This is a genomic window from Ruegeria sp. A3M17, from assembly GCF_003318255.1.
Lineage (GTDB): Bacteria > Pseudomonadota > Alphaproteobacteria > Rhodobacterales > Rhodobacteraceae > Ruegeria.
The window spans coordinates 78,453-97,628 of sequence record NZ_QOCF01000031.1 but is presented as its reverse complement, the minus strand read 5'-3'; the positions used below and the strand labels follow the sequence as shown (position 1 = coordinate 97,628).

The window sequence follows — 19,176 nt, the reverse complement described above, 5'->3', positions numbered from 1 at the left end:
TCCGGCTGCCCTGCCGGGGGCACGGGTCCCGGCATAACCAAAATTATTGGAGGAACGTTATGACAACGAAAATTGTCATTGGACTGGACGGGACAGAAACCGGAGAACGCGCCATCGTCTTTGCCAAAGATCTGGCTGGCCGAATTGGCACGTGCGAATTGCTGGTTGTTTATGTCATCGAATGGTCCCCATTTACTTTTCAGACCCCTGAGGAAAACGCGTTGCGGCACAAGCGGCGTGAAGAAGAAATCGAACTTGCGACGAACCGGATTGTTACCCCGGCTGTCGAGGCTCTGACCGCAGATGGTTACACAGTGCAGGGCATCGTGCGTCATGGCGACGTGGCCGAAACCCTGAACGCGATTACCGTTGAAAATGGCGGCTCGCAGATCATCGTCGGGCGCGCCTCGGCCGATGGTTTCAAGAAACGCTTGTTTGGCAGCTCGACCCAAAATCTGGTCATGCACGCCGATGTGCCAGTCACTGTTGTGAACTGACGGGAGGGATGAGAATGACTATGTTGAAACATCTCTGGCTGGCTGTAATCGCCGCCTTGATCGCCGCACCTGCAATGGCGCAAGAGACGCCCGGGCTGGACGACAAGATCAATCAGGCATTTGCCGATTTCACCGGGCCATTTGTCAGCTTTATCTTTGCACCGTTCCCGGGAACCAGTTTCCCGTGGATCGTGGGTTGGTTGGTCGTCGCGGCGACTGTTTTCACGCTGTACTTTGCCTTTGTGCAGCTCAGGTTCTTTGGCCATGCGATCAGCCTTGTCAAAGGCGACTACTCCGACCCCAATGACGCGGGTGAGGTCAGCCACTTTCAGGCTCTGGCCACGGCGCTGTCGGGTACGGTTGGCCTAGGCAACATCGCCGGTGTAGCGGTTGCCGTCGGTATCGGCGGACCGGGTGCCACCTTCTGGATGATTGTCGCGGGCCTTCTGGGCATGGCGTCGAAATTCACCGAATGTACGTTAGGCGTGAAATACCGCAACGAATACGAGGATGGCACCGTTTCCGGTGGCCCGATGTACTATATGTCCAAGGGTTTTGACGAGCTGGGCCTGCCTGGAGGCAAGATTCTGGCCGTCCTGTTCTCGATCTTCTGTATTCTGGGCGCGCTCGGCGGGGGCAATATGTTCCAAGCCAATCAGGCGCATGCGCAGATCGCGGGCATTACCGGAGACTATCCCGGTTGGATCACAGGAGTTGTTTTTGCAATCATCGTGTTCCTTGTCATCGTGGGCGGTCTGAAATCCATCGCACGGGTGACCGAAAAGGTCGTGCCGTTCATGGGAGTTCTGTACGTCGCTGCGGCGCTGGTGATCATCATCATGAATGCTGATCAAATCGGCTGGGCGTTCGGTCAGATCTTCGCAGGTGCCTTCACCGGCCTCGGCGTCGCTGGTGGAATGGTCGGAGCACTGATCCAAGGTTTCCGCCGTGCCGCGTTCTCGAACGAAGCGGGCGTGGGTTCTGCGGCCATCGCACACTCGGCGGTGCGGACCAAAGAGCCGATCACCGAAGGGTTCGTCTCGTTGCTTGAGCCGTTCATCGACACCGTTGTGATCTGTACGATGACGGCGCTGGTGATCATCATCACCCAGCAGCTGATCGTCGATCCGGAAACCGGCAATTACATGCTGAACGAAGCAGGCAACGCAATTGCGACCGTTGATGGCAACTCGGGCGTCAGCCTGACCTCTGCCGCCTTTGGCAGCGCCTTCAGCTGGTTCCCATATGTGCTGGCGATTGCGGTGGTCTTGTTTGCCTTCTCGACCATGATCAGCTGGTCCTACTATGGCCTCAAGGCCTGGACCTACCTGTTCGGGGAAGGCCACGCCAAGGAGCTGGTGTTCAAGGTCATCTTCTGCATCTTCGTGGTGATCGGTGCGGCGGCCAATCTTGGCCCTGTCATCGACTTCTCGGATGCGGCGATCTTTGCGATGGCGGTCGTGAACGTCTTTGCGCTGTACTTCCTGATGAAGGTGGTGCGCGAAGAACTGGCGTCTTACGCTTCACGATTGAAGAGCGGCGAAATCCGCAAATTCGAGCATTAACTCAAACCACCGGGGCGGCCTTTGTCGCCCCGGTGCCTGATCAGCCTGCGAAAAGCGCAGATTCTGCTCGAATCCCCCTTGCTAGTATGACGGAACTTGCGTAAACGGCGCTTCTGATCGCGTGACCGGCCAATGTGGCATGCCGAGTCGCGTTTAGTACCGAACCCCGAAAGGAGACGGAAATGCCTAAGATGAAGACAAAGTCGAGCGCCAAGAAGCGCTTTAAGGTGACTGCGACCGGTAAGGTCCTTGCTGGCCAGGCCGGCAAGCGTCACGGCATGATCAAGCGGACCAAGAAATTCATCCGCGACGCCCGTGGCAACACCACCCTGTCCGCCCCCGACGCCAAGATCGTCAAGGGCTACATGCCCTACGACCGATAAGAGGAGATTAAGAGATGTCCCGCGTTAAAGGTGGAACCGTAACTCACGCCCGTCACAAGAAGGTTATCAAGGCCGCCAAAGGTTACTATGGCCGCCGCAAGAGCACCTTCAAGGTTGCCCGTCAGGCCGTCGACAAGGCCAACCAGTATGCAACCCGCGACCGTAAGAACCGCAAGCGCAACTTCCGCGCGCTGTGGATCCAGCGTATCAACGCTGCTGTCCGTTCGCATGACGAAGCACTGACATATTCCCGCTTCATCAACGGCCTGACCTTGGCCGGTATCGAAGTGGATCGCAAAGTTCTGGCCGATCTGGCCGTGCACGAACCGGAAGCGTTCGGCACGATCGTCGCCCAAGCTCAGGCCGCTCTGGCTGCCTGATCCTCTCTTAGCAGAGACAGTGAATGAAGGGCCGTCCCATATGGGGCGGCCTTTATCTATTGTAGCAAGGGAGAGGTTGCAGGGCACACGTTTTAGTTGTGCATTTTGATTCCCATTGATACCAAGATACCTATGATTTTGGTTTATTTCCTTACCTTTGCCGTTTTCGTCGGTGCGTTCTTCTTTTTCCGAAGCTTTTCCGAAGGTCTGTCGCTCGCGCTTTCATTCGTACTCATAGGCGCCTTGATCGCGATCATTTGCATCATTTCTTTTTTTTCGATGTCGCAATACCCTTCCGGAGATTTTACCGATCAAATCTACCAACGCTTTGGTGCATATTTTATCGTTGCCCCGCTGGGAGCGGCAGCCGCGGGTATGGCCGTTGGTGGGCTGGTTAACATCCTCCGCTTACCAATGATTGTTCAATTAGTGGTCGTTTGTCTCGTTCTGGCTGTGCCTGTCGCTATCGGCGTAAATGCAAACAATCAGGAAGAGCAGGAAAGAAAACGTAAGGCGGCCTATAGGGCAGCAATGGAGTTGACGAATGTGTCCGGCACTTTTGGTTCTGAAACAGTAACGATACCGGTTTCACCTATCGTTTCGGTAGGAACACGCTGCAAAGTGCGGCCGGGTGAAAGCGATATGAAATGCCAAGCAAGCTTTGATCAGTCCAATACATTTGAGGTTTTTCATGGCTTTGGTTTAGATAATTTAGACTTCTCGGCACTGATTGTTTGGCACCCCGGTCCAGACTGCCGGGTTCAGAGCAAATGTGGTCAATTTAGAAGCTGGTGCGAGCGACGCCCTGATATGACCAAAAGCGTTTGGTGTTGGTCAGAACACAAATTAAAAATTGTGATGCGAACCGACCGCAAGCACCGGAACGAGGAAGACATCGACAAACCACTGTTAACACAATCCAATCCAGTCGCTGGTCTGCGTATTCGATGCCGTGAAGGATTGTTCAAACCGTGGTGCAAAGCGCATTTCGAGGTCGCTCCTGACGTGCGTACAATCGTTACCGTAGAAGATATCGAGCCGGGACATGAAGAAACCGTGGTCCGCGAAGCAGTGTCCTATGCCCAGAGCCTCTGGTTAGAGATGACTCGCAAAAAATAACTCTACGCTGCTCTAAGCTACACGCCGGTGATTGTTCTCGGGTTACTTGCCCTCTTTCTTCACCAACTGCGCCGCAAACGCCACGCCTGTGCCCGGACCGGCATAGGTGACCATGATCACGTCATCCAGGTAGACTCCGTTGAAAATCCCCGCCGAGACGTCTTCGCCCGAAATCCCGGCCTCGGCCAGAACAAAGCGGGTGGGATCGTCCAGGCTGAAGGTGCCCATTGCTTCCTCAACGATCCAGTCTTTGTCGCCGATGCGCCGCCAGCGATTGGTGGCGGTGATCAGGTTGCCGTCCAGTTTGGTGACCTCCAGCTCCATCTCGGTTTTCAGCAGGCCCTTCCCGTGGTTTGGGTTCGATTTGGCGAAAGCCACCAGATAGGTGCCATGCCAGGTGCCGACGATCTGCGGAAAGCCGCTGCCTTCATCAGCGCTGGAAGGGGTGGCGACCGCGAGAATGGCCACTGCAGCGAGGCTTCGGATGAGCTTGAGTACCATTGGACACGTCTCCTGCATGGGGTGTGATAGCCACAGGGTACTTGAGTTGGCGCTTTTGACAAACCCGTATACGTAAACACAAAAAAACCGGCGCGGGTGGCGCGCCGGTTTAAGTTCATCTGCCGTGATTGCGTGAGTGTTGGCAGATGTATTCAGTTAGGTTCAGCCGAATACACGACCCAGTGCGCCGTCGACCGCGTCGGTGATCTGGTCGATGTCGTCTGCGGTTGCAATCAGTGCAGGCGAGAAGCACAGCGTGTTGTTGCGGCTGGGGATCGAACGGTTGGTGGCACCGATGATGACGCCCTGCGCCATACAGTCGGCAACGACCGCCTGAACCTTTTTCTCGTCCATTGGCTCTTTGGTGACACGGTCTGAAACCAGTTCGGCACCCAGAAACAGGCCCTTGCCGCGCACGTCGCCGATAACTTCGTGCTTTTCCATCAGCGCCTGCAGGTTGCCCAGCATCCGGTTGCCCATATCAATGCAGTTCTGCAGCAGGTTCTCGTCTTCGATGATGCGCATGTTTTCGATCGCAGCAGCTGGACCGGCGGTGCAGCCACCAAAGGTTGAGATGTCGCGGAAATAGCTCATCGGGTCCGACATGTCGTCTTTGAACATGTCAAAGACTTCCTCGGTGGTAACCATCACGGCAATCGCCGCATAGCCCGAGGCAACGCCTTTGGCCATGGTCACGAAGTCCGGCTTGATGCCGTACTGCTGATAACCGAACCAGGTGCCGGTGCGACCTACGCCGCAGACAACTTCGTCGATATGCAGCAAGATGTCGTACTTTTTGCAGATTTCCTGCACGCGTTCCCAATACCCTTCGGGCGCTTCGATGACGCCACCACCGGCGGTCACAGGCTCAAGGCACAGGGCACCAACGGTTTCGGGACCTTCGCGCAGGATCACTTCTTCGATCTGATCCGCGGCCCAGACGCCAAAGTTTTCTTCAGGCGCGCCGTCCAGCTCGTGCTTGCGGTATTCCATGCAGTGGGGAACGCGGACGAAATCGGGCGCGAAGGGGCCGTACTGCGCAGTACGCTCGTCCTGACCGCCTGCAGACATGGTCGCCAGCGTCGAGCCGTGATAGTCGCGGTCACGGTACAGGATCTTGGTTTTCTTGCCGCCATAGCGCTTGTGCGCGATCTGGCGAACCATCTTGAACACCTTCTCGTTCGCCTCAGAGCCGGAGTTGGTGTAGTAGACCCGGCTCATGCCCGGCATTTTTTCGATCAGCATTTTAGCAAAGATCGAACCGGGGATCGAACCTGCGGTATTGGCGAAATAGCACAGCTTCATCAGCTGGTCGTGAACCGCCTTACAGATCGATTCGCGGCCATAGCCAACGTTTACCGTCCAGACGCCGCCGGACACAGCATCCAGATGCTCTTTGCCGTTCTGGTCCCAGACGCGCATGCCTTTGCCTTCGACAATGATCTTTGGATCATTGGTTTCCAATGGCTTATGCTGCAGCAGGTGGTGCCAGATATGGGCGCGGTCGGCCTCGACCACGTGGGAGAGATCGTTTTCGTTGAACGTGCCGTCCATGACATGTCCTTTCAGAATGACTGGGGCGCGGGTTGCCAAAAATGGGCTTTCCCGGCTTTGTGTTTCGATGGCTCAGATCACCGCGAAAGCTCTGTCGGAGATAGGGCCAGATTGCACCATCCCGTAATTCCAGTCTATGGCCGCGCCGTATTTTTACGGGTTTGTCAGAAGATCAACTTTGTGCTCAATTCGCCGAAATGGACGAGGGAGGGTTAGTAAATGACACAAGCCAGCATCTACGAGCGTCATTTGGACAAGTGCCGGGCAAACTATACTCCGCTGTCACCGCTGAGTTTTATCGAGCGGACGGCGCAGATTTATCCGGATTACCCTTCGGTAGTATTCGGCGCGCGCCGCTATACATGGGCTGAAACCTATGCCCGCTGCCGCCGGCTGGCAGGCGCATTATCCGCACGCGGAATCAGCGCGGGCGACACGGTTTCTATCATTGCGGCCAACATTCCGGAAATGTATGAGGCGCATTTTGGCGTGCCGATGGCAGGTGCTGTTCTGAATGCCATCAATACCCGATTGGACGCACCGATCATTGCCTTCATTCTGAATCACGCGGAATCCAAGGTCCTTCTGGTCGATCCCGAGTTCTCAGGCGTGGTCAAAGAGGCGCTGAAACAGGTGGATCACGATGTACTGATCATCGATATCGAGGACCCGAGCTTTGACGGTGGTGAGAAGCTGGGCAGCCTGACCTATGACGCCTTGCTGGACGAGGGCGACCCTGAATTCAACTGGTCGCTTCCCAAGGATGAGTGGGACGCGATCACGCTGAACTATACCTCAGGGACAACAGGCAATCCCAAGGGCGTCGTGTATCACCACCGGGGCGCTGCGCTGAACGCGCAGTCGGACCTGCTGGACTGGAACATGCCAAAGCACTCGGTCTATTTGTGGACCCTGCCGATGTTCCACTGCAACGGCTGGTGCTTTCCCTGGGCGATGGCCGCCAATGCGGGCGTTTCCGTCTGCCTGCGGGCCGTGCGGGACGAACCGATTTATGCGGCGTTCCGGGATGAGAAAGTCACGCATTTCTGCGGCGCGCCGATCGTTCTGAACATGCTGGCCAATGCGCCCGACCACCTCAAGGATTTCGATCATGAGATCAAGGTGATGACCGCCGGCGCACCGCCACCCGCCGCGGTGATCGAAAGCATGGAAAACATGGGCGTCGAGGTTACCCATGTCTATGGATTGACCGAGACTTATGGTCCGTCGGTTGTCTGCGCCTGGAAAGACGAGTGGAACGACAAGGGGGCCGAAGACCGCGCCGCGCTGAAAGTCCGTCAGGGTGTGCGCTATACGGCTCTGTCTGGGCTGATGGTTGCGGACTCGGACACGCTGGAACCGGTGCCTGCTGATGGTGAGACGATGGGTGAGATTTTTATGCAGGGAAACGTTGTCATGAAAGGTTACCTGAAGAACGCCGAAGCCACCGACAAGGCGTTTCGTGGCGGATGGTTTGCCTCGGGTGATCTGGGGGTGATGCATCCGGACGGCTACATCGCGCTTAAGGACCGGTCCAAGGATATCATCATTTCAGGGGGTGAGAATATCTCATCCGTCGAGGTTGAGGATATCCTTTACAAGCACCCGGCGGTGATGGAGGCCGCCGTGGTTGCGCGCCCGGATGACAAATGGGGCGAAACGCCCTGTGCGTTCATCGAACTAAAGCCAAACGCGCAGGCGAGTGAGGCGGATATCATCGCATTCTGCCGCGATAACATGGCCCATTTCAAAGCACCAAGGACGGTGGTGTTTGGACCTTTGCCCAAAACCTCGACCGGGAAAATTCAAAAGTTCAAACTAAGGGATCAGGCGCGGGCGCTGAATTAAGCGCCTATTTTGTCAAAGATTGACAGGTCAAGATCCAGCATTTCGCCCATCCAGATCGCTCGGTCCCGGTGGTCCGCCAGGTGATCTCCGGTTTCCGGGTGGGTGAAAATGGTCAGGCCTTGCCGGTTCAGCATCAGCCACGGCATGACTTGATCGAACACGTCCGGGCCAAAGCCCAGCTGGCAGCTCCATCGCGGGTGGGGGCCTACATTTTTGGCATGCATGCGCCCCACCTGCACCGGAAACAGATCGGCGACCTCTTCACAGACCTGCTGGGCAATGGCTTGCGTGTTTGCGTCGAAATAGACATGGGCGTGATAGCCGTTGATCTCTGACATTGGGGCCTCTTGCATACGTTTCGAACAAGGTACGGCGCTGCGAATGGTATTGCCATTTGCGCCGTCACACAGGCTCTGTGCGCCAGTTCAAGCGGGTGCGTGGAGATCTGGGTGGGCTGCGGCAAAGGCGGGATTTTCGGCACAAGCGACCTCGGCGCTTAGACTGCGCGGCAAGTCCGATAAATCCACGTCCCAACGGCGCGCATTAAACATTTGCGGGACTAGACAAACATCGGCCAGTCCGGGCTTGGCCCCGGTGCAATAGGGCGCTTGTTCAAAACCCTCGAGAAGCGCCTCAAAAGCCAGTAGGCCGGGGCGAATGAAATGGCGCATCCAGTCACCGGGCATACCTTCAGCGCCATTACTCAGCGAAGTGGCATATTGCGCGACCGACAAATTGCAGACCGGATGCACATCAACCGCAATGGATTGCGCCAAAGCCAGCGTACGCGCCCGGGCCGCCGGTTCCGGAGGCAACAGTCCAAGGCCGCGAGTTTGGTCAAGATAGTCGATAATGGCCAGAGATTGCGTCAACCGCAGCCCATCAATCTCGAGCACGGGTACCAGCCCCTGTGGATTACGCGCCAAGTGGTTGCCGGACCTTTGTTCGCCCGCTGTCAGATCAATTGAAACAGCGCGATAGCTGATCCCGGCCAGATTCAGCGCGATGCGTACCCTGTAGCTGGCCGAAGACCGCCAAAAGTCATACAACACCACGCCGCTCATCATCGATCTCCTCGGTTCGTCAGGTGTCCTTCAGCGTGGCGGCTTTCAGGGCGCTAGACAATACACTTGCGTTGCCGATGTGATTGGCCAGGACCAGAACCAGACGAGCATTCAGGGCGTCACTGTCGGCTTTGACCAGCCCATCATGCGCCGCCACCAGATCGGCATAGAAACCGTCAGCATTTTCCAGATTGGGGGAAAGGATCAGATTGGTCATGTCGCTCACTCCTTGCCGGTTGCCCGGCGGATCGCCTTCCGGAACGCATTTTCTTCGAATGTATCGCGACGGGCTGCAACATGTTGGTCAGGCCGGATCAGATACACTGCACCCGTGGCATTACCCAGATACCTGCGCTTCAACTCCAAAGACAGGTCATCCTTGACCGACAGGGCCAGCCGCGTTGCCTGCACGCCGCCCTCTTCGATACTGTCGGGTGCATCCGCATCAATTGTCAGCAGCGTGAATTTCCCAGCCAGTTTTGGCAGCAGGAAATCATCGCCCAAAGGCGCGTCCGGGCACGCAGAACCGGGGCGCGTAACCTCTGGCCCGTTCAGCGCGTCGGCAGAGCTGAGCGATGATGCGGTATAGGCGCAGGGTGTGCTCAAGCGGCCGGAATTGACCAACGGGCGCGCAAACTCATAATGCTCACTGAGGTCCAAAACAGCATCCCGCAACAGGCGCGACATGTCGGACTTGGGCGTGATGAATTCGGTCGATTGCGTGGACGCGCTGATGTTCTTATCCGCAGCCTCGACCCGTTCGCGATTGTAGCTGTCCAGCAAAAACTCGGGTGCTTCGCCGTCAATGACCAGCTTCAGTTTCCAGCACAGGTTGTCTGCGTCCTGTATGCCAGAGTTGGCCCCCCGAGCGCCAAAAGGACTGACCTGATGAGCGCTGTCGCCAGCAAACAATACGCGACCATGGCGGAACCGCTCCATTCGGCGGCACTGGAACGTGTAGATCGAGACCCATTCGAGTTCGAATTTCACGTCTTCACCCAGCATCGCCTTGAGCCGCGGGATCACGTTTTCAGGTTGTTTTTCATGTTCTGGATTGATGTCTTTTCCCAGTTGCAAGTCGATCCGCCACACGTTGTCTGGCTGTTTGTGCAGCAGAGCGGACTGTCCCCGGTTAAACGGCGGGTCGAACCAGAACCAACGCTCGCTCGGAAAATCCGCCTGCATCACTACATCAGCGATCAGGAAGTTGTCTTCGAATACGCGCCCTTCGAAATCCAGACCCAGCATGCGGCGGCTGGGCGAGTTCGCCCCATCACAGGCAATCAGCCAATCCGCCTCAACGTTGTAGGGGCCTTCGGGTGTTTCGACCTCAAGCTTGACGTGATCGTCATGCGTGCCGATGGCTTCGACCTTGTTCTGGCCGCGAATTTCAATGGGCGCGCCCCCGGTCTGCAACTCCCGCACCCGTTCGACAAGCGCCTTTTCAACGTAGTATTGCTGAAGATTGATGAAGGCTGGATTCCCGTAGCCGGTGTCGGGCTGCAGGTGAAACTCATAGACTTGGCGGTTGTCAAAAAAGACTTTGCCCGCATCCCATAGAACGCCTTTTTCAACCATCTTGCGCCCCATTCCCAAACGGTCGGCAATCTCCAGTGAACGTTGCGAGAAACAGATTGCCCGGCTACCGAAACTGACCTTGTCATTGTCGTCCAGTACCACGACCTGAACACCCTGCTGGGCCAGATCAATGGCAGTGGCCAGCCCAACTGGACCGGCTCCGATTACGATAACCTTGTGTCTTACTGAGCTTGCCGCGTCTTGGTCCGGGCTGCGTTGATAGGCATAGAGCGGGAATTCGAAGATCTTGTTCATGGGTTCTCCCCCGATACTCAGGCGCCGTGGGCGCGCAAGGTCTTGCCCTCTGGCACGGGTGCGCCGGAAGGCCTCGGCCCATGATTTCACCTATTTCCCCTGTGCAAAACGATCTGGATCAAGTTTGCCCGACTTCTTCAGCCTTGCAGGGCCTCCCACATCTCAAGATCGCGCTGCGCGGTCCAGATGCGTGGCGTGTCGATGCCGCGCGCTTCGTCATAGGCGCGGGCGACATTGAAGGGCAGGCAATGTTCGTAGATCGCGTAATCGGCGAATTTTGGATCGCACTCTGCGCGCACTGCATCCCATGCCTCTTTCAGAGATCCACCGCGTGCCGCCACTTTCGCAGCCGGGCGATAGGTGCTTTCGACAAAGTCACGGGTGTTTTCGATCGCTGCATTGACCATGTCCTTGCCGACCAGGGCGTTTCCGCGCCCCGGTGCGATGGCATCGACGTCGAACCACTTGATTTCATCCAGCGTATCACCCCAATCGCTGAAATGCCCGTCGCCGCAATAGCAGGCCGAGTGGTATTCGACGATGTCACCGGTGAACATGACATTCTGGTCGGGTACGTGAATGACGACGTCACCTGCGGTGTGGGCGCGGCCCAAATGCATAAGATCGACCCGGCGATTGCCCAGATAGACCGTCATCGTGTCGCTGAATGTGGTGGTGGGCCAGGTCAGGCCGGGGATGCTTTCATGACCTTCAAACAGGCGGGGGAAACGCTGAAACTCGCTGTCCCAGTCCTCTTGCCCGCGTTCAACGACCATGGCGCGTGCCATGTCGGACATGAGGATCTGTTGCGCACCAAAGGCGCTGGCCCCCAATACGCGGACTGCGTGGTAATGGGTCAGCGCAACATGCGTGATCGGTTTGTCGGTCACGGATCGCACGCATTCGATCACCTTGTTGGCCAGGCGCGGGGTCGCCTGCGCCTCGACTATCATGACGCTGTCATCGCCGATGATGACGCCGGAATTCGGATCGCCTTCGGCGGTGAAGGCAAAAAGACCCTCGCCGACCTCGGTGAAAGAGATCTTCTTTTCCGACATGTCCCCTTGGGACGCAAATGCCTTGGCCATGATGAGTTCCTTATCGGGTGTATGGGTTTTCAAGGGCAGGCAACAGAGTCCCAACACAGTCGCCAAACCCGATGGTGTAGCCTTTGCCCTTGGCAGCACCTGTCAGGGTCAGAGTGTCACCGTCCTCGATAAAAGTACGGGTTTCGCCGGTATCCAGTGTCAGCGGTTCCTTTCCGCCCCAGCTGAGTTCCAATAGCGAGCCCCGCTCTGATTTTGTCGGACCGGAAATCGTGCCAGACCCAAGCAGGTCGCCCGTGTTCATCGGGCAGCCTGAGGTCGAATGGTGTGCCAGTTGTTGGGCGGCCGAGTAGTACATTTCGTTGTAGTTCGTCCGAGCAATGACTGTGGCGTCTTTGCCGTCGGGCTCCATCGTTACCTCAAGATCAATGTCATACAGCATCGGACCGCAGTCTTTGATGTGATCCAATAACTCGAATTCACGCGCAGGCGTGTCGCAGCGGAAGGGTTCCAGCGCCGCCTTTGTCACAATCCACGGGCTGATCGAAGTCGCTGTGGCTTTGGCTTGAAACGGCCCCAAGGGTTGATATTCCCAGGCCTGAATATCGCGTGCGGACCAATCGTTCAGCAGAACATAGCCAAAGATGTTGTTGTCGGCCTCTTGAACCGAGATGGGTCCGTCCGAGGGTGTACCGACAATCGCGCCCATCTCAAGCTCGATGTCAAAACGACGGCTAGGCAGAAAAGCGGGCATGTCATGATCGGGCGACTTGAGCTGGCCCCAAGGCCGACGGATATCGGTGCCCGACACGACAACGGATGAAGCCCGGCCGTTATACCCGATGGGGATATGCAACCAGTTTGGCGGCAGGGCGTTTTCCGGTCCGCGGAACATGGTGCCGACGTTTTGCGCGTGGTGACGTCCGGCATAGAAATCGGTGTATTCGCTGACCGCAAAAGGCATGTGCATTTCGGCGTCGATCTGAGCAATAAGCAACGGTTCAACCTGCGCCTGTTCCTCTGCGCCTTCGGCCAACAATGCGGTCAGGCGGTTGCGCAATGCAGCCCAGACGGCAGGACCTTCCTCCATCAACGGGTTCCAGAAGGGCAGGTCGAAGAATGGCTCGTCGGCCAGTTCGATCAGGCCCCCTGCCTCGGCTGCGGTGACGTCCAGAATCATGTCGCCAATCGCCACGCCGCACCGCGGATCATCTCCTTCGGTCGAGAAAACGCCGTATGGCAGGTTGTTCAGGGGAAACGGGTGATCGGCCTCATTGGCCGAGGCCACCCAGGATTTCGTTAATGGCATGTATTCAAACCTCTTTTGGGTGTCACTTTTTGCCCGGTGTGCCGTCGAACTTTTTCTCAAGCGACGTCCAGCAGTCGATGTAGTCATCCTGCAACGGGGCTTCGTTGGCTGCAAATGGTGTCAGATGCTGCGGGAAACGGGTTTCGAACATGAAGGACATCGTGTTGTCCAGCTTGTCTGGCCCGAGGTTTGCGTTTGATGCTTTTTCAAACGCTTCCCGATCCGGCCCATGCGGCAGCATCATGTTGTGCAGGCTCATGCCGCCCGGAACAAAGCCTTGCGGTTTGGCATCATACTGGCCGTAAATGTTGCCCATCAACTCGGACATGATGTTCTTGTGATACCAGGGCGGGCGGAACGTATCCTCGGCCACCATCCAGCGTTCGCGGAACAGGACAAAATCGATGTTTGCCGTGCCCGGTTGCCCCGAGGGCGCGGTGAGGACAGTAAAGATCGACGGATCGGGATGGTCGAATAGAATTGCACCGACCGGACAGTAGGTGCGCAGGTCATATTTGTAGGGCGCGTAGTTCCCGTGCCACGCCACCACGTCCAGCGGGCTTTGGCCGATCTTTGTGGTATGGAATTGCCCGCACCATTTGACCGTCACGGTCGAAGGCACCTCGCGGTCTTCAAACGCCGCCACCGGAGCCTTGAAATCGCGTGGATTAGCCATGCAATTGGCCCCAATTGGACCGCGGCCAGGCAATTCGAACTTCTGGCCGTAGTTCTCGCAGACAAACCCGCGTGCCGGGCCTTCCAGCACCTCGACACGGTACACGAGGCCACGGGGGAGAATGGCGATTTCCTTGGGTTCCAGATCAATGATTCCGAGTTCAGTCGCGAACCGCAGGCGACCTTCCTGTGGCATCACCAACATCTCGGAATCGGCCGAGAAGAAATAGTCATCCTCCATAGAATCGGTGACCAGATAGATGTGGCTGGCCATGCCCACCTGCGTGTTCACATCCCCCGCCGTAGTCATCGTTCGCATCCCGGTCAGCCAGGTGAGGCCTTCATCGGAATGGGGCACCGCATCCCAGCGGTATTGGCCTAGACTAATCACGTCCGGGTCAACGCACGGCGCAGATTTCCAATGCGGTAGATCGAATTTTTCATAACGGTGCGAATGCTTGACCGACGGGCGGATGCGATAGCACCATGTGCGCTCGGGCGGGTTGGCCGTGAATGCCGTGCCGCTAAGCTGTTCACCATAAAGGCCGTAATTGCAGCGTTGCGGGCTGTTCATGCCCTGCGGCAGCGCGCCGGGAAGGGCCTCGGTCTCGAAGTCGTTTCCAAAGCCGGGCATATAACCCGCATGCGTGCCAACGGGCGTGCTGGCTTGCGTCATTTTGTGCGGATCCGTCGGATGGTTCATCCTGTGTTCCTCCAATTGCTGCTTGTCGAGTAATAGTTGATTTTGTAACTAACAAGCATGACTCAGGACAAATCTGCCAAAAAAGATGACTTTGATCTGCAGGAATTCCTGCCGTACTTGCTGAACCGTGCAGCCGAAGAAAGTTCGCTGGAGTTTCAGCAGGTCTATAAGGACCGTTACGGAATGCTTCGCACCGAATGGCGCGTCTTGTTTCATCTGGGAAATTACGGCGAGATGACTGCGAAAGAAATAGGTGAGCGTGCCAAAATCCACAAAACCAAGGTCAGCCGTGCAGTTTCGAAATTGGAACAGCGCCGATACTTAGCCCGTAATCGCGACACATCCGACCGCCGGGTTGAACAATTGACGCTGACATCCGCAGGTCAGACGGTTTACAGGGATTTGCGCCTGGTGGCCGAGGCCTATGATACAAAGCTTGCTGGCCTGTTTTCCCGTGACGAAGCAGAACTGTTGCGCAAAATGCTTCGGCGTCTGGCGCATATGGATTGACCACTGGTAATTCACCGCCGCAATTCCCAGATGAAGCCCAGAACAAAAATGGGACAAAACATGACGACCTTGGATGCCGATACGGCAAAATCAAGCGATCTGATCAACTGGCTGGTCGCGCGCGGGCTTGAGGGTGTCGAAAAAGAAGAACTGCTGGAAGAGTACTGCAATCGCCTGGTGGAACTGGGCGTTCCGCTGATGCGATTTCACGCGGCCCAGTCGACCCTGCACCCGATTTATGGCGGAACCGGCTATAGCTGGTATCACGGCAAGGGCGGGGAATATCAAAGGTTCGAATACTCTGAACAACCTAGCGATCAATGGCGTGCTAGCCCTCTGTTTGCTGTTCTGAACGAAGGCGAAAGCGTCGTGCACGAACGGTTGTTGGATCAGAACGAACCCAGCCGATTTCCCTTGCTGAATGAGCTGCGCGAACATGGTGCCACTGAATACTACGCGACGGGCGTGTCCTTTGACATTCCGACTCACAATCAGCCGAAGGACGCAAAAAAGGCGGTGAACGGTGTATTGTTGTCTTGGACGTCAAACGCGCCCGAGGGGTTTAAGGACAGCGATCTGGCGTTGATCAATACAGCCCTGCCGCCTCTCGGATTGGCTTTGAAATCTGCAAACAACCAACGGATATCAAAGGACCTTATGCGCGTCTATTTGGGACGTGATGCCGGTCGGCGCGTTTTGTCCGGCGAAATCAGGCGCGGGTCGCTTCAGCAAATCGATGCGGTGATCTGGAACTTTGACCTTGAGGGGTTCACCAGCCTGTCCGAAGAGCTGCCGGGTGATGCCCTTATTGAGATGCTGAACGAGTATCTGGCCGCTGCTATCGACGTGGTCCACAAATGCGATGGAAGCATCCTCAAGTTCATGGGTGACGGGCTAATGGCCATGTTCGATGTCGGAGAGATCGATGCGGACGCGCGCGCAGCATTGGCGGCCGTCGGCGAATTGGAGACATCGATGGCGAAACTGAACGCACAACGTTCTGCCGATGGCCTGCCTGTGTCGAACTATACGCTGGCCCTGCACGCAGGTGAAATTCTGTACGGCAATATCGGATCTGAGAACCGCCTGGACTTCACCGTCATCGGCCCGACTGTCAACCAGACCGCGCGGATTGCTGGAATGCACCGGTCGCTGGGGCAACGGATCCTGATATCGGACGATGTGGCGAAGGCCGCGCAACCTTGTGCTTCGGAGCTGGTCTCAGTCGGTCGTTACATGCTGCGTGGAGTGCCGGAACCGAAAGAACTGTTTACGGTTTACAAAGCGAACGACGCACGGGATTAAGTTTGCGTTTCGTGGCCGAAATTAATTACGGCTTGGGCCTATCCATTTGTGAACAGGCCCAAGAAATGGTTTCTGGCTCAGACGTGATCGTCCTTAACCAACGCGCCGCGCCCGTGGCCGGCCATACCCCCAGAAACTTCTTCTGTCGCCTCATCAGCGAGTGTCTCTGGCAGGATCAGGTTAAGCACGATAGCGATAAACGCTGCTGGAAGGATGCCTGACGCGCCCAGGACCCGCAGGGTGTCGGGCAGGTGCTGCAGCGCATTTGCCGATCCGGGTGCCACGTTCATGACTTCGAGTTGAAGCCCCAGACCAATCGAAAGCGAAACCGCAAAGATCACCATGTTCCGCCGGTTCCATACAACATCCGACAGCATGGATACGCCTGCGGCGACAACCATGCCGAACATGACTATGACGCCGCCGCCCAGCACTTCGATCGGAACCGTTCGGATCAACCCTCCGACTTTGGGCACCAGACCACACACAATCAGGAAAATGGCACCAATGGTGACCACGTGGCGGCTCATGACACCGGTCATAGCGATCAGACCGACATTCTGGCTGAACGAGGTATTCGGGAACCCACCAAAGATGCCTGCAATGGCAGAGCCGATACCGTCTGCATACGTGGCGCCTTGAATTTCTTTGTCGGTCGCCTCACGACCTGCGCCACCTTTGGTGATCCCCGAGACATCGCCAACCGTCTCGACGGCGGACACAAAGGCCATAAGACAGAAACCGATTACTGCGGCGAACGAGAACTCGAAGCCGTATTTGAAAGGCTGCGGCAGTGCGAAAGCCGCAGAGCGTTCCCACGAGCCAGAGATCACCTCGACGGGTAATTTCCCGACCAGCAGGCAATAAACATAACCCACCAGAATACCGACCAGAACGGCCGACACCGAAAGCATGCCACGCGCAAAGAACTTGAGCCCCAAAGTGACAAACACAACGATCAGCGCGGGTGTCCAACTGGACAATGAGCCATAGCTTTCAGCACCCGAAGCCTTGGCTGGTACACCTCCGGCTGCGTATTCGATGCCGACCTTAACCAGTGCAAGACCAATCATCGTTACGACCAGCCCAGTGACCAAGGGCGGTAGTGCAAAGCGTATCCTGCCGATTACCGTGCCCAACAGCGCATGAAACAAGCCACCGATAATCACGCCCCCGAACAGGGCGGCAAGACCGTCTACGCCTTTTCCGGCAACCAGAGGGATCATGATCGGAATAAAGGCGAAGGATGTGCCCTGTACGATCGGAAGCGCTGCGCCAACCGGGCCAAGCGTTACCGTTTGCAACAACGTTGCTACACCGGCAAAAAGCATCGACATTTGGATCAGGTATAGCAACTCGGGAAAGTCCGGGCTGTTTGAGCCAAAGCCAAAACCCGCCGCGCCGGCAACGATAATCGCCGGAGTAACGTTCGATACGAACATTGCAAGCACGTGCTGTATCCCCAGCGGTACGGCCCGGTAAATGGCTGGAAAATAGTTTGGATCCCGAAGCTGCTCCGGCGTCCCAATGGATGAATCGGTCATGGCTGTCCTCCCGTCAACGCGCGATTTGGCGTCCTGTCCCTTGATAACCCGGTGTGGAATTCACATCCCGATCCATTCAAAGTTGTCTATTATTAGATCAGGTGGATAGTGGTGATTATCAAAAATACCAAAAAGGTGCTTTGGATAGTTGTATTTTTGGTAAAGATACGAATGGCGGTACAAAGTCAGCCTTAACGCGACGCTGAAGCTTCAGGCTGCCGGTATTGTCAAAACTCATTGCCCAAAAGGGCAGGGGCGCACACCTGATCTACGATTTTGGCGAGGTATGGTAGCGCTGGGGCTGGAACGTCCAAACGGGGCGTCAGAAGTCGATCTCAACACCCGGCAGGTTCAGCTCTTTCATCATGTCGCGCAGCTCTTGCCGTGCAGCGATGTTCGAAATGTTCAGCTGTTTGACCCCAATATCCTTGAGGTCCAGCAAGGTCAGGCCACGTGGGAAAAGCTCGCGGAAGATAACCCGCTCGGAGAAACCCGATGCGACGCGGAAGCCGATGCGCTGGGACAGCATCTCAATCGCGCGCTGCATCTTTTCCTTGTTGACCATGCGCTGGGTGCCGACGCGGTTGCGGACAACCACCCAGTCGATGGGCTTTAGTCCCGCCTGCGCACGCAGTTGGCGTGCGTTCCACACCATTTCCGAATAGACCGACGGACCCAGGATTTTTTCGCCCTTGGAGTCGATCCGTGCAAGCAGGTCAAAGTCGATAAAGCTGTCATTCAGCGGCGTGATCAACGTATCGGCCAGTGAATGTGCCACCTGACTTAGGCGGGTGTGCGATCCGGGGCAATCGATCAGGATGAAATCACTGTCACTTTCCAGCTCGGCCACAGCGGCAGACAAACGGTGGTCATAGATGTTCTCGCCAGGTTTCAGCTTGGCCGCATCAATCTCGGGCAGATCGTGGTGGCGGGGGCTGGGCAGGCTCAGGTCCGGGTCTTTCAGAAAGTTTTCGCGGTTTTCGAAGTACCGGCCAAGGCTGCGCTGCCGAAGATCAAGGTCCAGTGTGCTGACCTTGTGACCCAAGCGCGCCAGCGCTGTAGCGACATGCATCGACACGGTCGATTTGCCTGCGCCGCCCTTCTCGTTCCCCACTACGATAATATGTGCCATGCTTGTATTCCCACGTCCCGCCGTGCTTACCCACACGTTGTTACCAACCACTATATGTTGTGGAAGCCGGGAAGGGAAGAACCCCAAGCGCCCTAGCAGGGCAATATCAGGCTCTAATTTGGAAAACTCAACCGGCTGTGTCGGTTAGGACGCGTGCTTGTCAAAACGGACCGGCTGTTTCACAGTTCAAATCAGGGTTTTGCAACAG

General features: G+C 56.5%; 19 protein-coding genes. 8 read left to right on the top strand and 11 right to left on the bottom strand.

Annotation, left to right across the window (positions count from 1 at the left end):
• Window positions 1–59 precede the first annotated feature (59 nt).
• From DS906_RS17475 to DS906_RS17455, 5 genes are all read left to right on the top strand, one after another.
• Window positions 60–497 carry a universal stress protein gene (locus DS906_RS17475; RefSeq protein ID WP_113791379.1) on the top strand — a complete coding sequence of 146 codons (438 nt, stop codon included), beginning with the start codon at window positions 60–62 and terminating at the stop codon, window positions 495–497.
• 14 nt (window positions 498–511) lie between these two features.
• Complete coding sequence (locus tag DS906_RS17470) at window positions 512–2,062, top strand: sodium:alanine symporter family protein (protein WP_113791378.1); 1,551 nt, start codon at window positions 512–514, stop codon at window positions 2,060–2,062.
• A gap of 182 nt (window positions 2,063–2,244) precedes the next feature.
• A complete protein-coding gene (gene rpmI / locus DS906_RS17465) occupies window positions 2,245–2,445 on the top strand; it encodes a 50S ribosomal protein L35 (protein ID WP_010443552.1) in 201 nt (66 codons plus the stop codon).
• 14 nt (window positions 2,446–2,459) lie between these two features.
• Window positions 2,460–2,825, top strand: a complete 366-nt coding sequence (gene rplT / locus DS906_RS17460; RefSeq protein WP_058279005.1) for a 50S ribosomal protein L20 — start codon at window positions 2,460–2,462, stop codon at window positions 2,823–2,825.
• Between the two features lie 132 nt (window positions 2,826–2,957).
• Window positions 2,958–3,944: a hypothetical protein gene (locus DS906_RS17455; RefSeq protein WP_113791377.1), complete on the top strand. Its 987-nt coding sequence runs from the start codon at window positions 2,958–2,960 to the stop codon at window positions 3,942–3,944.
• Between the two features lie 42 nt (window positions 3,945–3,986).
• Here the strand turns inward: DS906_RS17455 and DS906_RS17450 are convergent, their stop codons facing one another.
• Window positions 3,987–4,445: a hypothetical protein gene (locus DS906_RS17450; protein WP_113791376.1), complete on the bottom strand. Its 459-nt coding sequence runs from the start codon at window positions 4,443–4,445 to the stop codon at window positions 3,987–3,989.
• Between the two features lie 162 nt (window positions 4,446–4,607).
• Complete coding sequence (locus DS906_RS17445; RefSeq protein WP_113791375.1) at window positions 4,608–5,999, bottom strand: aspartate aminotransferase family protein; 1,392 nt, start codon at window positions 5,997–5,999, stop codon at window positions 4,608–4,610.
• Between the two features lie 219 nt (window positions 6,000–6,218).
• On the opposite strand from DS906_RS17445, the gene DS906_RS17440 reads away from it, so the two are divergent.
• On the top strand, window positions 6,219–7,847 hold the full coding sequence (locus DS906_RS17440; protein WP_113791374.1) for an acyl-CoA synthetase: 1,629 nt from the start codon (window positions 6,219–6,221) through the stop codon (window positions 7,845–7,847).
• Here the strand turns inward: DS906_RS17440 and DS906_RS17435 are convergent.
• The 7 genes from DS906_RS17435 to hmgA all read right to left on the bottom strand — a co-directional run bounded on the left by DS906_RS17435 (window position 7,844) and on the right by hmgA (window position 14,477).
• Window positions 7,844–8,185 carry a DOPA 4,5-dioxygenase family protein gene (locus DS906_RS17435; protein WP_113791373.1) on the bottom strand — a complete coding sequence of 114 codons (342 nt, stop codon included), beginning with the start codon at window positions 8,183–8,185 and terminating at the stop codon, window positions 7,844–7,846. The genes DS906_RS17440 and DS906_RS17435 overlap by 4 nt on opposite strands.
• A gap of 87 nt (window positions 8,186–8,272) precedes the next feature.
• The gene (gene maiA, locus DS906_RS17430; RefSeq protein ID WP_113791372.1) at window positions 8,273–8,911 is read right to left on the bottom strand and encodes a maleylacetoacetate isomerase; all 639 of its coding nucleotides are present in this window, start codon (window positions 8,909–8,911) and stop codon (window positions 8,273–8,275) included.
• Between the two features lie 19 nt (window positions 8,912–8,930).
• Entirely contained in the window at window positions 8,931–9,128 is a 198-nt protein-coding gene (locus tag DS906_RS17425; protein WP_113791371.1) for a DUF2783 domain-containing protein, read from the bottom strand.
• Window positions 9,129–9,133: 5 nt separating this feature from the next.
• Complete coding sequence (locus DS906_RS17420; RefSeq protein WP_113791370.1) at window positions 9,134–10,744, bottom strand: FAD-dependent oxidoreductase; 1,611 nt, start codon at window positions 10,742–10,744, stop codon at window positions 9,134–9,136.
• A 137-nt stretch (window positions 10,745–10,881) separates the two neighbouring features.
• A complete protein-coding gene (locus tag DS906_RS17415) occupies window positions 10,882–11,832 on the bottom strand; it encodes an MBL fold metallo-hydrolase (RefSeq protein ID WP_113791369.1) in 951 nt (316 codons plus the stop codon).
• Between the two features lie 10 nt (window positions 11,833–11,842).
• The gene (fahA, locus tag DS906_RS17410) at window positions 11,843–13,099 is read right to left on the bottom strand and encodes a fumarylacetoacetase (RefSeq protein ID WP_113791368.1); all 1,257 of its coding nucleotides are present in this window, start codon (window positions 13,097–13,099) and stop codon (window positions 11,843–11,845) included.
• A 22-nt stretch (window positions 13,100–13,121) separates the two neighbouring features.
• Window positions 13,122–14,477 (bottom strand): homogentisate 1,2-dioxygenase, encoded by a 1,356-nt coding sequence (gene hmgA, locus DS906_RS17405; protein ID WP_113791367.1) that lies wholly within the window; start codon window positions 14,475–14,477, stop codon window positions 13,122–13,124.
• Between the two features lie 57 nt (window positions 14,478–14,534).
• On the opposite strand from hmgA, the gene DS906_RS17400 reads away from it, so the two are divergent.
• Window positions 14,535–14,987, top strand: a complete 453-nt coding sequence (locus DS906_RS17400; protein ID WP_113791366.1) for a MarR family winged helix-turn-helix transcriptional regulator — start codon at window positions 14,535–14,537, stop codon at window positions 14,985–14,987.
• Between the two features lie 60 nt (window positions 14,988–15,047).
• Window positions 15,048–16,292, top strand: a complete 1,245-nt coding sequence (locus DS906_RS17395) for an adenylate/guanylate cyclase domain-containing protein (protein WP_113791504.1) — start codon at window positions 15,048–15,050, stop codon at window positions 16,290–16,292.
• A gap of 77 nt (window positions 16,293–16,369) precedes the next feature.
• Here the strand turns inward: DS906_RS17395 and DS906_RS17390 are convergent, their stop codons facing one another.
• Window positions 16,370–17,836, bottom strand: a complete 1,467-nt coding sequence (locus DS906_RS17390; RefSeq protein ID WP_113791365.1) for a uracil-xanthine permease family protein — start codon at window positions 17,834–17,836, stop codon at window positions 16,370–16,372.
• Between the two features lie 322 nt (window positions 17,837–18,158).
• The gene (locus DS906_RS17385) at window positions 18,159–18,968 is read right to left on the bottom strand and encodes a division plane positioning ATPase MipZ (protein WP_113791364.1); all 810 of its coding nucleotides are present in this window, start codon (window positions 18,966–18,968) and stop codon (window positions 18,159–18,161) included.
• Between the last annotated feature and the right edge of the window lie 208 nt (window positions 18,969–19,176).